Origin of the sequence: Serratia sp. 22264, from assembly GCF_052045345.1 — a bacterium.
Lineage (GTDB): Bacteria > Pseudomonadota > Gammaproteobacteria > Enterobacterales > Enterobacteriaceae > Serratia > Serratia plymuthica.
The window spans coordinates 48,106-60,382 of the sequence record NZ_JBQEOY010000006.1 but is presented as its reverse complement, the minus strand read 5'-3'; the positions used below and the strand labels follow the sequence as shown (position 1 = coordinate 60,382).

Annotated in this window: 14 protein-coding genes; 6 read left to right on the top strand and 8 right to left on the bottom strand. The window is 57.1% G+C overall.

The window, feature by feature from the left end; all coding sequences use genetic code 11:
• The first annotated feature begins 5 nt into the window (after positions 1-5).
• Both upp and uraA read left to right on the top strand, forming a co-directional pair.
• A complete protein-coding gene (upp, locus tag ACTJJ1_RS19125) occupies positions 6-632 on the top strand; it encodes a uracil phosphoribosyltransferase (RefSeq protein WP_006327216.1) in 627 nt (208 codons plus the stop codon).
• 184 nt (positions 633-816) lie between these two features.
• Complete coding sequence (gene uraA / locus ACTJJ1_RS19120) at positions 817-2,106, top strand: uracil permease (RefSeq protein WP_004951890.1); 1,290 nt, start codon at positions 817-819, stop codon at positions 2,104-2,106.
• Between the two features lie 49 nt (positions 2,107-2,155).
• Here the strand turns inward: uraA and ACTJJ1_RS19115 are convergent, their stop codons facing one another.
• Positions 2,156-2,404, bottom strand: coding sequence for a GlsB/YeaQ/YmgE family stress response membrane protein (locus tag ACTJJ1_RS19115; RefSeq protein WP_004951888.1), 249 nt, complete (start codon positions 2,402-2,404; stop codon positions 2,156-2,158).
• 38 nt (positions 2,405-2,442) lie between these two features.
• Complete coding sequence (locus tag ACTJJ1_RS19110; RefSeq protein WP_004951886.1) at positions 2,443-2,958, bottom strand: cell envelope integrity/translocation protein TolA; 516 nt, start codon at positions 2,956-2,958, stop codon at positions 2,443-2,445.
• 229 nt (positions 2,959-3,187) lie between these two features.
• Between ACTJJ1_RS19110 and hda the strand changes: the two genes are divergently transcribed.
• The gene (gene hda / locus ACTJJ1_RS19105) at positions 3,188-3,889 is read left to right on the top strand and encodes a DnaA inactivator Hda (protein WP_013814077.1); all 702 of its coding nucleotides are present in this window, start codon (positions 3,188-3,190) and stop codon (positions 3,887-3,889) included.
• A 40-nt stretch (positions 3,890-3,929) separates the two neighbouring features.
• On the opposite strand, the gene arsC is transcribed toward hda, so the two are convergent.
• The 3 genes from arsC to ACTJJ1_RS19090 are packed head-to-tail and all read right to left on the bottom strand — an operon-like array spanning position 3,930 to position 5,991.
• Positions 3,930-4,283: an arsenate reductase (glutaredoxin) gene (gene arsC, locus ACTJJ1_RS19100; protein WP_440834875.1), complete on the bottom strand. Its 354-nt coding sequence runs from the start codon at positions 4,281-4,283 to the stop codon at positions 3,930-3,932.
• A gap of 20 nt (positions 4,284-4,303) precedes the next feature.
• Positions 4,304-5,773, bottom strand: a complete 1,470-nt coding sequence (locus tag ACTJJ1_RS19095; protein WP_004951876.1) for a beta-barrel assembly-enhancing protease — start codon at positions 5,771-5,773, stop codon at positions 4,304-4,306.
• Positions 5,774-5,802: 29 nt separating this feature from the next.
• The gene (locus ACTJJ1_RS19090; RefSeq protein ID WP_006327204.1) at positions 5,803-5,991 is read right to left on the bottom strand and encodes a hypothetical protein; all 189 of its coding nucleotides are present in this window, start codon (positions 5,989-5,991) and stop codon (positions 5,803-5,805) included.
• Positions 5,992-6,156: 165 nt separating this feature from the next.
• On the opposite strand from ACTJJ1_RS19090, the gene ACTJJ1_RS19085 reads away from it, so the two are divergent.
• A complete protein-coding gene (locus tag ACTJJ1_RS19085) occupies positions 6,157-6,696 on the top strand; it encodes an RrF2 family transcriptional regulator (protein ID WP_004951873.1) in 540 nt (179 codons plus the stop codon).
• 163 nt (positions 6,697-6,859) lie between these two features.
• Positions 6,860-8,068, top strand: coding sequence for an NAD(P)/FAD-dependent oxidoreductase (locus ACTJJ1_RS19080; protein WP_440834872.1), 1,209 nt, complete (start codon positions 6,860-6,862; stop codon positions 8,066-8,068).
• Between the two features lie 95 nt (positions 8,069-8,163).
• Here ACTJJ1_RS19080 and ACTJJ1_RS19075 read toward each other — a convergent pair whose 3' ends face one another.
• Both ACTJJ1_RS19075 and ACTJJ1_RS19070 read right to left on the bottom strand, forming a co-directional pair.
• On the bottom strand, positions 8,164-8,370 hold the full coding sequence (locus tag ACTJJ1_RS19075; RefSeq protein ID WP_004951869.1) for a DUF2767 family protein: 207 nt from the start codon (positions 8,368-8,370) through the stop codon (positions 8,164-8,166).
• Positions 8,371-8,399: 29 nt separating this feature from the next.
• A complete protein-coding gene (locus ACTJJ1_RS19070) occupies positions 8,400-8,855 on the bottom strand; it encodes an Lrp/AsnC family transcriptional regulator (RefSeq protein WP_004951866.1) in 456 nt (151 codons plus the stop codon).
• 208 nt (positions 8,856-9,063) lie between these two features.
• Between ACTJJ1_RS19070 and ACTJJ1_RS19065 the strand changes: the two genes are divergently transcribed.
• A complete protein-coding gene (locus ACTJJ1_RS19065; protein WP_208904320.1) occupies positions 9,064-9,681 on the top strand; it encodes a LysE family translocator in 618 nt (205 codons plus the stop codon).
• Positions 9,682-9,744: 63 nt separating this feature from the next.
• Here the strand turns inward: ACTJJ1_RS19065 and ACTJJ1_RS19060 are convergent, their stop codons facing one another.
• A complete protein-coding gene (locus ACTJJ1_RS19060) occupies positions 9,745-12,033 on the bottom strand; it encodes an FdhF/YdeP family oxidoreductase (protein WP_004951861.1) in 2,289 nt (762 codons plus the stop codon).
• Between the last annotated feature and the right edge of the window lie 244 nt (positions 12,034-12,277).

The following is a 12,277-nucleotide window of genomic DNA, read 5'->3' as shown; positions in this document are numbered from 1 at the left end:
AAATGATGAAGATCGTTGAGGTGAAACACCCGCTGGTGAAACACAAGCTTGGTCTGATGCGTGAACATGACATCAGCACCAAACGCTTCCGTGAGCTGGCTTCTGAAGTGGGTAGTTTGCTGACCTATGAAGCGACCGCCGATCTGGAGACGGAAAAAGTCACCATCGAAGGCTGGTGTGGGCCGGTTGAAATAGACCAGATTAAAGGGAAAAAAATTACCGTTGTGCCGATCCTGCGTGCAGGTCTGGGCATGATGGAAGGGGTGCTGGAGCACGTCCCGAGCGCGCGTATCAGCGTGGTTGGCGTTTACCGTGACGAAGAAACCCTGGAGCCGGTGCCGTATTTCCAGAAGCTGGTGTCCAATATCGAAGAGCGTTTGGCGCTGGTTGTTGACCCGATGCTGGCTACCGGCGGTTCGATGATCGCCACTATCGATCTGCTGAAGAAAGCCGGCTGCAACAGCATCAAGGTGCTGGTGCTGGTTGCGGCGCCGGAAGGGATCGCCGCGCTGGAGAAAGCGCATCCGGACGTCGAATTGTACACCGCCTCCATCGACCAATGTCTGAACGAGAAAGGGTACATCGTGCCGGGCCTGGGTGATGCCGGCGACAAGATATTTGGTACCAAGTAACAAATTTAGCCGACTTTAATGAGTCGGCTTTTTTATGCTCTTCGTCTTTCAAGCGACAGCGTCGCTGGCTACGGGCATGGATAAGTTCCTGAGGCTTATTCCCCTTGCTGCCTGGCTGTAACTTGAAATTCATTGAGCATATATCACGAAGCTTATACAACCGATAACGACTCAGAGGCCCCCCATGACCCGTCGCGCCATTGGCGTCAGCGAACGCCCGCCGCTATTGCAGACCATTCCGCTCAGCTTCCAGCATCTTTTCGCCATGTTTGGCGCTACCGTGCTGGTGCCCATTCTGTTCAAGATCAATCCGGCGACGGTGCTGCTGTTCAACGGCGTCGGCACGCTGTTGTATCTGTTTATCTGCAAGGGCAAGATCCCGGCCTATCTCGGTTCCAGCTTTGCGTTTATCTCACCGGTACTGCTGCTGTTGCCGCTGGGTTATGAGGTGGCGCTGGGCGGTTTCATCATGTGCGGCGTGCTGTTTTGCCTGGTGGCGCTGATCGTCAAAAAAGCCGGTACCGGCTGGCTGGATGTGATATTCCCGCCGGCGGCGATGGGGGCGATTGTTGCCGTTATCGGCCTGGAGCTGGCGGGCGTGGCGGCCAACATGGCGGGCCTGCTGCCGGCCGACGGCACCAATGCGGATACCACTACCGTGACCATATCACTGGTGACATTGGGCGTGACCATCCTGGGTTCTGTGCTGTTCCGCGGTTTTCTGGCGATAATCCCGATCCTGATTGGCGTGCTGGTGGGGTATGGGCTGTCGTTCTTTATGGGCGTGGTGGATTTGACGCCAATCCGCGAGGCGCACTGGTTTGCGCTGCCGACCTTCTACACCCCGCGTTTTGAATGGTTCGCCATCTTCACCATTTTGCCGGCGGCGCTGGTGGTGATCGCCGAACATGTTGGGCACCTGGTCGTGACCGCAAATATCGTGAAGAAAGACCTGCTCCGCGATCCGGGCCTGCATCGCTCGATGTTTGCCAACGGCATCTCGACGGTCATCTCCGGTTTCTTCGGCTCAACGCCGAACACCACCTACGGCGAGAATATCGGCGTGATGGCCATCACCAAGGTTTACAGTACCTGGGTGATCGGCGGCGCGGCCATTCTGGCGATTCTGCTTTCCTGCGTCGGCAAGCTGGCGGCGGCCATTCAGGCGGTGCCCGTACCGGTGATGGGCGGCGTTTCACTGCTGCTGTATGGGGTGATCGGGGCGTCCGGCATTCGCGTGCTGATTGAATCCAAAGTGGATTACAACAAGGCGCAGAACCTGATCCTGACTTCGGTGATCCTGATTATCGGCGTTAGCGGCGCCAAGGTGCATATCGGCGCGGCGGAGTTGAAGGGCATGGCGCTGGCGACTATCGTCGGTATCGGCCTCAGCCTGCTGTTCAAGGTCATCAGCCTGTACCGCAAGGAAGAAGAGGTGATCGACGCAGCGGATGAATCGGCACAACGGAAATAAATAAAAACGGGCAGCCAAAGGGCTGCCCGTTTCGTTAATGCGTCATCCGTTAACTGCGGATTTTACGGTAAACGAACAGCACCACGATAGCGCCGATCACCGCCACCACGAAGCTGCCGAAATTGAAACCGTCAACTTTGCCATAACCAAAGAAGGTGCTGATATAGCCACCGACCACGGCACCGACAATACCCAACACGATAGTCAGAATAAAACCGCCACCGTCTTTGCCTGGCATGATCCACTTGGCTAAAATACCGGCGATGAGGCCGAAGATAATCCAGGAAATAATACCCATTTACTGCTCCTTACTTTGCTTTTGAGACTCGATTTCTATTACTGCTGCTTGGCCGGCGGGGTGTTTTCTGTCCCTACAGCGTTGGCATCATTTTTTAATTCTTCCGCTTTGTTCTCAGCGCTGTTTTTAATGGCTTCGGTTTTCGCTTTGGCTTCTTCGGTCAGATCCTTGGCGCCACTAATGGCATCGTTTTTAATGGATTTAGCCTGCTCGACCAACTGTTGGCTTTGCTGGGTGGCGTCATTCTTGATGGCGTCGGCTTTGGCCTTGGCATCGTTGGTGATCGCTTCCGCCTGCTTGGACGCGTCCTCTTTAATGGCTGAAGCCTTGTCTTTAAGCTGGTCAGCCTGAGTGGACGCCTCTTTTTTGATGTCCTTGGCGGTAGCTTCCGCTTTATCGGTCAGATCGTCCGCTTTTTTCTGTGCGGCGTCTTTCATCTGCTCTGCGCTGTCTTTGGCTTTCTCAAGATTGGCGTCGACTTTGGATGAATCATCACAGCCGGCAACCAACAGCCCAATGATTGAGGCCAAAAGCACTTTATTCCATACTTTCATTGTCTATGTCCTTGTAGAAACCTTGTTTATGGTGACTGCATTTCGCCTTTCTATACTAGGATAATCCTTGGATAAAATACAAATTTCACCCGCAATGGCAATGCGTTGGCTTGTCGCCAGTGGGGCCCGTTGCTCACTATTGCGGCATAAAATCCTACCGGTTCAACAGAGCCCGCTTTTTGTGATAGACTTACCGCGTTTTCCTGCCAGTTTTGGTTGAGGTGCTTCCCTGAATACGCCGGCACAGCTGTCACTGCCACTTTATCTTCCCGATGATGAAACTTTTGCCAGTTTTTATCCGGGCGAGAACCCATCCCTATTGAGCGCGATCCAGTCCGCCGTTCGTCAGGAACATGGCAGTTATATCTATTTCTGGTCTCGCGAGGGCGGTGGGCGCAGTCACCTGTTGCATGCGGCCTGTGCGGAGCTTTCACAGCGCGGTGAAGCGGTAGGCTATGTCCCGTTGGATAAGCGCGCCTATTTCGTGCCTGAAGTGCTGGATGGCATGGAGCAGTTGGCTCTGGTGTGCATCGACAATATCGAATGCATCGCAGGCGACGAAGAGTGGGAAATGGCGATCTTTAATCTCTACAACCGCATTCTGGAAACCGGCCGCACGCGCCTGTTTATTACCGGCGATCGCCCGCCGCGCCAATTGAACCTCCATCTGCCTGACCTGGCTTCGCGCCTCGACTGGGGGCAAATCTACAAGCTGCAACCGCTGTCGGATGAAGAGAAACTGCAGGCTTTGCAACTGCGCGGTAAACTGCGTGGGTTTGAACTGCCGGAAGACGTAGGCCGTTTCCTGTTGAAACGGTTGGATCGTGAAATGCGCACGTTGTTTACGACGCTGGATCAGCTCGATCGCGCCTCTATCACCGCTCAGCGCAAGCTGACTATCCCATTCGTCAAAGAAATTCTGGGGCTGTAGAAAATATTGAGCGCGATAAATATCGCGCTCAAGCGTGAATTTAAAGAATCTCCAGCACCTGCTCCGGCGGCCGGCCGATACGGGCTTTGCTGCCATTGACCACGATAGGGCGTTCGATCAGCTTCGGATGCTCCACCATTGCCGCCAGCAATTGCGCTTCGCTCAGGGTTGCATCCGCCAGCTTCAGTTCTTTGTACAGATCCTCTTTTTTACGCATCAACTCGCGTGCGGAACTGAAACCCAATTCCTTCAGCAGTTTCTTCAGCTCGTCTGCCGACGGCGGCGTTTCCAGATACAGCACCACTTCAGGCGTTACGCCATGCTGTTCCAGCAGCGCCAGGGTCTCGCGGCTCTTGGAACAGCGCGGGTTGTGGTAAATAGTGACGTTTTTCATTTAATTCATCCTTATGAAAATCAGCCGCGCTGGTACTGGCGGAAACGTTCTTGCAACTGGCGCAGCTGGTCGATGCGCGCATCATAACGCGCCTGTTTCAGGCTGCCGAGTTTTTGCAGCGAACTGGCGTTGCTGAGCAGGCCGATCGCCTGATCGAGGCGGCCGGTTAGCGCCAGGCTTTCGGCGCGGGCGGACAGCTCTTCATCGCGCAGCCCCTGTGCGGCACTGGCCTGGGCCAGCAGATCCCAGGCGTTGGGATCGTCGGGGTGGGCGAAGGTGTAGCGGTTAAGTATTTTTGACGCCTGCGCCGGCTGGTTGCCTTCCACGTAGGCGTTGGCCAGATTGAGCTGCAGCACCGGGTTGTTGCTCTGTGCTGCGTTGGCGGCCTGTAGCCGCGCAATGGCCTGCGGCGCGCGTTTCTGACCGAGATCGATGTCGGTCATCAGATCGAGCAGCCAGACGTTTTTCGGATCTTGCGTCAGCAGCGGCAGCAGGATGTTACGGGCGTCGTCGTATTTTTTCGCTTCATAGAACAGGATGGCGCGGCCGTATTTGGCGGCCACCTGTTCGCGTACGTTGCCTTTGCTGTAGGCGTCGAGCAGTTCTTCATTCAGGCTGTAGCCTTCGGTGCTGTACATGCCCAGCGAACGCACCTTGGCCATCAGGTAATCCTGTGTGGACTGCACCAGGTGCTTGGGCATTTGGTTGGCGCGGTTGCGCGCATCGGACAGGCGGCTGTCGGGCAAGGGGTGTGTCAGCAGCATTTCCGGCGGCTTGGAAGCATAGCGCGATTGGTCGGACAGTTTCTGCAAGAAGTTGGGCATCGCTTCCGGATCGAACCCGGCGCGTTGCAGCACCTGAATGCCGATACGGTCGGCTTCCTGCTCATTCGATTGGGTAAAGCTGATCATGCCCTGCTGGGTGCCGGCCAGTGTGCCGCTCAGCGCCGCCATGCCCATGGTCGGGTTGGCCATCGCCAGCAGGATCGAGCCGAGAGCGCCTACCCAGGTCAGCGGGGCATTGCGCTGCTGATCTTCCATCGCCCGCGCCAGATGGCGCTGGGTAACGTGCGAGATTTCATGCGCCAGCACCGAGGCCAGTTGGCTTTCGTTGTCGGTTTCACGGAACAGGGCGGAGTGCAGCACCACGTTGCCGCCAAAAAAGGCGAAGGCGTTGATTTCGTCGTTGCGCACCAGATAGAAATGGAACGGCGTACGCACCGAATAGGCGCTCGCCACCAGCCGGTTGCCCAACTGGTTGATGTATTGAGTTAGCAGCGGATCGTTGATCAGGGGCGCGCTGGCGCGTAACTGGCGCACATAGAAATCCCCCATCGCCAGCTCCTGGCCGATGCTCAGGGTGCCGCCCGCAGAGGTGCCCATGTCCGGCAGTTGATCCTGGGTTTCCGCCTTGGCCGGCGCCATCGCCGTGGCGTTGATCGCGCCGAGCAACAGTACTGCAATCGCTGTTTTGGTCAACCGGGTGGTCATAGTCAGGCCTTTCCCTTAAATAGTCATCTCTAAGACGTCAGCATCACATAAGAGTTCTTCTTCCGTGCCGGGCTCGCCAAAACAATCAGCGCGAAAGTGCGGTGGCTCACAAAACGGCGCACTGCGGCGCCGTTTAAACAGATCACATCATAGTCAGCCGCTGGCGACAATGAAACTTCCGTCAGGGAATAACCGGGCAAAAAAGTTTTATTTTTCATTTCTGAACCCCCGCTTTTATCTCGTTCTTCCCGCCGCTCCCTTTTCGATTGATCCAGGCTTTACGATAAAACGAGGATTAAGTTTGTCCGCGTTTTATTGACAAAACAAACGGAGACTCATATAGTCTGTGTTATTGAAGGCCACATCATACTGAAGACTCAAAAATGGCGTACATCACAACCAGCGTTGAATATGGTATCCACTGTTTGCTCTGGCTGGTCGGCGATAACCAGCGCGCCCTAAGCAGCCGTGAGCTGGCGGAATTGCAGGGCGTTTCCCCCAGCTTCCTCGCCAAAATTTTTCCCAAGCTCGAAAAGGCGGGGATAGTTGCGGCCAGCGAAGGGGTGCGCGGCGGCTACCGGTTGGCGCGCCCGGCGGATGAAATCAGTTTCCTGGAAATCATCGACGCCATTGAAGGGCACAAACCCTTGTTCGACTGCCAGGAAGTGCGTGGCCGTTGCGCCGTATTCGACAATTCGCCGCCCGACTGGGCGGTTTCCGGCAAATGCGCGATCCACGCGGTGATGCTGCAGGCGGAAAAAGCCATGCGCGACGCTCTGGCGGCGCAGACTCTGGGCGCCGTTGCCACGCGTTTTGGCCGCAAGGCACCGCAAGGCTTCTTCAGCGAGGTGAATATCTGGATCGATGAACGCATGACCGGGCGCACCACCCGCAGCGGCAAACCGGCGCGCACCAAGCCCTAACGTCGCCGCAGTACTTCCCTGAAAAGACTCTTTTTCCCGCCTCTCCGGAAGAGGCGGGGGCCCTTCTGCGCCCTGTTGACGGGCGGCGGAGCGGCGCCGTTCGTCCGGAAAACGTCACGGGCAGCCTGAAGGCCCGGTTATCTATCTTTGAAGGAGTAAACCAATGACGCAGAAAATAGTGATCGCCGGTTCGGGGTTTGCCGGGTTTTGGGCTGCCGTTTCCGCCATGCGCGCCATCGCGCTTGCCGGCAAAACCGGGGAGATTGAGGTGACGATGGTATCGCCGACGCCAAATGTCACCATACGACCGCGCCTCTATGAGGCGGTGCTCGAAAACATGAACCCGGACATTTCCTCCCAGCTTGCCGCCGTCGGCGTGCATCATCTGGCGGGTCTGGTGGAGCAGGTTGATACCGCGAGTCAATCGTTGACGGTTCGACAGGCCGACGGGCAAAAAATCTCCCTGGGTTATGACCGCTTGGTACTGGCGACCGGCAGCCGGTTGTTCGTTCCTGCGGTGCCGGGGTTTGCAGAATACGGTTTCAACGTGGATACGCTGGAAAACGCGCAGCGCCTGGATAGCCATTTAAAAGCGTTGACCGATAAAGCGGAAACCTCGGCGCGCAATAGCGTGGTGGTGGTCGGCGGCGGGCTGACCGGGTTGGAAAGTGCCGCCGAGATGCCAATGCGGCTACGCGACATTTTGGGCAGCCAAGCGGATATTCGCGTGGTGATTGTTGATACCGCGTCAGAGGTCGGAGCCGGAATGGGCGCCGAATCCGCCGCGGTGATCCAGCAGGCGTTGGCCGAATGCGGCGTCGAGTCGCGGGCCGGGGTGCGCGTCACGGCGATGGATGCGGACAGCGTTACGTTGTCGAACGGCGAACGCATCGCGACCAACACGGTGATACTGGCTGCAGGCATGCGGGCGAGTCCGCTCACCGAGCAGATCCCCGGCGAACGCGACGGCAGCGGGAGGGTGATCGGCGATGCGTTCCTGCGTGCACCTGCGGCGGCGGGCGTCTTTGTGACCGGGGATACGGTGAAAGCAGCGACCGACGATTGCGGCAACTACAACCTGATGTCCTGCCAGCACGCCATGAGCCTCGGCCGCGTTGCCGGCCATAACGCGGCGGCAGAACTGACGGGGCTGCCGGTACACCCTTACAGCCAGCCGAAATATGTCACTTGTCTTGATCTCGGCCCTTGGGGGGCGCTCTACACCGAAGGGTGGGATCGCCAGGTACGCTTCACCCGGCAGGAGGGCAAAAAGATTAAGCAGGAGATCAATACGCAGTGGATCTACCCACCGGCGCCGGACCGCGATGCGCTTTTCGCCGTTGCCAATCCGGACTTTGTGATTGTGCCCTGAGCGGCATATGGGAGCGGAGACGCTCCCGTTTTATTGCCGGTTTCCCGAGGGTAAAAAAGAACGCGGCCCAATTCCGGTTTTTATCCTCGGCACCGTTATCGCTCCAGCCACTCGATCGCCAATTCGCGCGCTTCATCCAGGCCGATATCCCGGCCTTCGCGGGTAATCGCCGTTTTTAGCTCATTAATCACGTCCGCTTTTTGCGTTTCACGCTCCTCATTGGCCAATGCCAGGAACGCATCGCCTACCACCGTGCAGATGCCGATGTATAAGGCTTTTGAATCCTCGAAACCGCTGCTCATGACTGTTTCCTCTTGGGGTTGATTTGAATCTACAACGGCAGAAAAGGCCGGTCTTGCACCACGCTTTTCATGACCAGCGTGGAGGTAAGGCGCTGTACGCCGGGCAGGGCGGAAAGCCGTTCGTCGTAAAGCCGCTGAAAAGCCGGCAGATCGCGGGCGATGACGTGCAGCAGATAGTCGGGGTCGCCGAACAGCCGCTGCGCCTGGATGACCTGGGGAATGTCCAGCATGGCATTCTCGAAGGCTTCAACGGCCTGGCGATCCCCTTCCCGCATAGTGACAAACACCAATGCAGAAAAGTTAAAGCCAAGGCAGCCGGGATCGAGATGTGCGCGGTAGCCCCTGATCACCCCAGATTGCTCCAGAGCGCGTACCCGGCGATGGCAGGGGGAAACGCTGAGCCCGATCCGGTCAGCCAATTCGGTAACGGAAAGACGCCCATCGAACTGGAGTTCAGCAAGGATTTTGCGGTCGATCTTATCCATTTGGAATAATTTCCCTCAATCTGCAATTTATACGCAAATAATTGAAACCACATTCTAACAACTTGGGGATATTCTTTTCAATAATTGAACAATTTTAGACATTCCTGGCTTTTGGAGCCGGAAAGCCGTGTCCTGTGGAGGAGAGTGAAATGATAAAACGGATAAGCCAACGCACCGCGCTTCGGTGGCCGCAAAAGGCGTCGCGCATATGACGCCGGCTATTTTCGCCGCCTTCTGGGCGGTATCCATGCTGTTTGTCATTACGCCGGGGCTGGACTGGGCGTACATCATATCGGCAGGCATACGCGGACGGGTGGTGGTGCCTGCGGTGGCGGGCTTGCTGTTGGGGCATCTGATGGCGATAGCGATCGTGGCGGCCGGCGTGGGTGCGCTGGTGGCGGGCAATCCGCTGGCCCTCACGGCGCTGACCCTGATTGGCGCGGCTTATCTGTTGTGGATCGGTTTTAACATGCTGCTTTATCCCTCCGCGCCCAACGCGGGTGAAGGGCAGCCGTCCGGCTCCTGGCTGCGTTGGGCCGGTAAAGGGATATGCATCAGCGGCCTGAACCCCAAGGTTTTTCTGTTGTTTTTGGCGCTGTTGCCGCAGTTCACCGATGCCAATGCCGCCTGGTCGATTCCGATGCAGATCCTCGCGTTGGGCCTGTTGCATCTGGTGAGTTGCGGGCTGGTTTATCTGCTGGTGGGATGGGGGTCGCAGTCCCTGTTGCAGACACGTCCGCAAGCCGCCCGTATCGTCAGCCGCATTTCCGGCGCTGCCATGTTGTTTATTGCCATCGGTTTGCTCGCCGGGCAGGCCTTCAAATAAAAAGGGGGGAATGTGACTTCCCCCCTTCGATGCAGACTCGTTAACGGCGGGTCTATTAAGCCGTTAGCTGGCCGTGGCGTGAGTTACGCGAACCGGCACCGATTTATAAGACGGGGTGCCGCTTTCCTTGTCGATATAATCCAGCGGAACCAGCACGTTCGCTTCAGGATAATAGGCCCCGACGGAGCCTGGAGCGATGTTGTAGGAGATCACCGTGATATTTTCCAGCCGCAGTTTGCGCCCGGCCACCACGGTTTCGATATCCACCAGATCACCATGTTCCAGGCCCCGCTTCTCGAGATCGATGTCGTGCATGAACAGAACATCGCGACGGCCAAATACGCCTCTATAACGGTCATCCATTGCGTAAATAGTGGTGTTGTACTGGTCATGGCTGCGCAGGGTGATTAGCCGCAGCACGTCGTCGCCCTGAACCTCGGCGTCTTCTTCTACGCCGCTGAACACCGAGAACATGGCTTTGCCGGTTGGCGTCGGCCATATGCGCTCGGTTGGCGGCAGCGGCATGCGGAACCCACCGGGTTGTGCGATACGCTCATTGTATTTATCGAAACCGGGAATGGTTTTTTCAATCAGATCGCGAATGATGCTGTAATCGGCCACCAGTTCCATCCAGGGCACCTTACTGTCTTGCAGGGTTGCCTTGGCCATACCGGCGACGATCGCCGGCTCTGAAAGCAGGAACGGGGATGCCGGTTTCAGTTTGCCGGAAGAGGCGTGCACCATCGACATGGAATCCTCCACCGTGATCGACTGGCGACCGCTGTCCTGCATATCCAGTTCGGTACGCCCCAAGCAAGGCAGGATGTAGGTTTCCTTGGCTACCAGCAGGTGTGAGCGGTTCAGCTTGGTGCCGAGATGGACGCTTAAATCCAGCGATTTCATCGCCGGGAAGCACAGATCCGGGTCCGGCAAGGCCACGGCGAAGTTACCGCCAAGGCAGATCAGCGCTTTGGAGGTGCCTTCCACCATGGATTGCATGCCTTTTACCGCATCATGCCCGTGCTCTTTCGGGGCGACAAAGCCGAACACGTTTTCCAGATTGGCCAGGAACTCTGGCGAAGGCTTTTCAGTGATGCCGACGGTGCGGTTGCCCTGAACGTTGGAATGGCCGCGCAGCGGGCAAATCCCTGCACCGGGCTTGCCGATGTTGCCGCGCATTAACAGCAGATCGGCAATCAAACGTACGTTTGCCGTTCCTTTGTTGTGCTGGGTAATGCCCATGCCGTAAGTAATGATCGTGGCTTTGGATTTCGCATAGGCCAGCGCTACCTGCTCCAGATTTTCCTGAGTCAGACCGCTCTCCGCTTCAATGTCTTTCCACGGGGTGGCGGCCAAATCCGTGGCGAATTGTTCGAAACCCTGGGTGTGTTCGGCAATGAAATCACGATCGATAACGTTGCTGCCCGCGCCCTGAGCGGCGTCATATTCCAACAGCGCCTTGGCGATCCCTTTCAATGCGGCGGCGTCGCCGCCGGCTTTAACCTGATAGTAGGTTGAAGCGATATTGGTGGAGCTGTAGGTCGCCATCTCGATAACGTTTTGCGGATCGGCAAAGCGCTCGAGCGCGCGTTCACGCAGCGGGTTGAAGACGATAATCGGTATCTGGCGCCGCGCCAGTTCGTGCAGGGTTCCCATCATGCGCGGGTGATTGGTGCCCGGGTTATGGCCAATGGAAATCACCAGTTCGGTATTGTCGAAGTCATCCAATGACACCGTGCCTTTACCGATACCTATGGATTGCGGCAGGCCAACGCTGGTCGGTTCGTGACACATGTTGGAGCAATCCGGGAAGTTGTTGGTTCCGAATTCACGGGCAAACAGTTGGAACAGGTAGGCGGCTTCATTGGAAGCGCGGCCAGAGGTGTAGAACTCAACCTGATCCGGCGACTGCATGCCGCGCAAGACTTCGCCGATGCGCTTGAAGGCATCCTCCCATTCGACCGGGCGCAGCGTATCGCTGGCGCTGTCGTAAACCAGCGGGTGCGTCAGACGGCCGTAGCCCTCCAGCTCAAAATCCGTTTTTTCCAGCAGGGAAGTCACGGTGTTGGCCGCCAAAAACTCCGGCGTTACCCGCTTGCTGGTGGCTTCCCAGGTGACCGCCTTGGCGCCGTTTTCGCAGAACTGGAAGGTCGAGTGGTGCTCTTTGTCAGGCCAGGCGCATCCGGGGCAGTCGAAGCCATCCGGTTGGTTGGTCCGCATCAGCGTGGCCGGCGCTTCGAAGGTTTCCATTTGCGTTTTCACGGCGATAGCCGTCGCTTTCAAGGCACCCCAGCCACCTGCCGGCCCATCATAGGGCCTTATTCCGGGAACGGCGCGTTTCTTCTTCATCATATGAACTCCTACCGCCCCTGAGTGGGCGATATCTTATTGAGACCAGGTCTATTCGGTGTTCCCCTCGAGAGGCGGGATAACCGACAACTATTATTGCGGCCTGATAATGGCTACGTGCGCTTTGCCATTTCTCTGTCTGCGCCGGTGGCCAGACGGAGCGGGTGCTCAGGCGGCAATAAATCTTTTGCGGGTGAGTCACCGGGCGTGAAAAAGACGTCCGGTAACTTCACGCCCAATATTTCGC

Coding starts and splice junctions, on each gene's coding strand:
- upp (WP_006327216.1), top strand. CDS start 6: ATGAAGATCGTTGAGGTGAAACACCCGCTGGTGAAACACAAGCTTGGT.
- uraA (WP_004951890.1), top strand. CDS start 817: ATGACCCGTCGCGCCATTGGCGTCAGCGAACGCCCGCCGCTATTGCAG.
- ACTJJ1_RS19115 (WP_004951888.1), bottom strand. CDS start 2,404: ATGGGTATTATTTCCTGGATTATCTTCGGCCTCATCGCCGGTATTTTA.
- ACTJJ1_RS19110 (WP_004951886.1), bottom strand. CDS start 2,958: ATGAAAGTATGGAATAAAGTGCTTTTGGCCTCAATCATTGGGCTGTTG.
- arsC (WP_440834875.1), bottom strand. CDS start 4,283: ATGAAAAACGTCACTATTTACCACAACCCGCGCTGTTCCAAGAGCCGC.
- ACTJJ1_RS19095 (WP_004951876.1), bottom strand. CDS start 5,773: ATGACCACCCGGTTGACCAAAACAGCGATTGCAGTACTGTTGCTCGGC.
- ACTJJ1_RS19090 (WP_006327204.1), bottom strand. CDS start 5,991: ATGAAAAATAAAACTTTTTTGCCCGGTTATTCCCTGACGGAAGTTTCA.
- ACTJJ1_RS19085 (WP_004951873.1), top strand. CDS start 6,157: ATGGCGTACATCACAACCAGCGTTGAATATGGTATCCACTGTTTGCTC.
- ACTJJ1_RS19080 (WP_440834872.1), top strand. CDS start 6,860: ATGACGCAGAAAATAGTGATCGCCGGTTCGGGGTTTGCCGGGTTTTGG.
- ACTJJ1_RS19075 (WP_004951869.1), bottom strand. CDS start 8,370: ATGAGCAGCGGTTTCGAGGATTCAAAAGCCTTATACATCGGCATCTGC.
- ACTJJ1_RS19070 (WP_004951866.1), bottom strand. CDS start 8,855: ATGGATAAGATCGACCGCAAAATCCTTGCTGAACTCCAGTTCGATGGG.
- ACTJJ1_RS19065 (WP_208904320.1), top strand. CDS start 9,064: ATGACGCCGGCTATTTTCGCCGCCTTCTGGGCGGTATCCATGCTGTTT.
- ACTJJ1_RS19060 (WP_004951861.1), bottom strand. CDS start 12,033: ATGATGAAGAAGAAACGCGCCGTTCCCGGAATAAGGCCCTATGATGGG.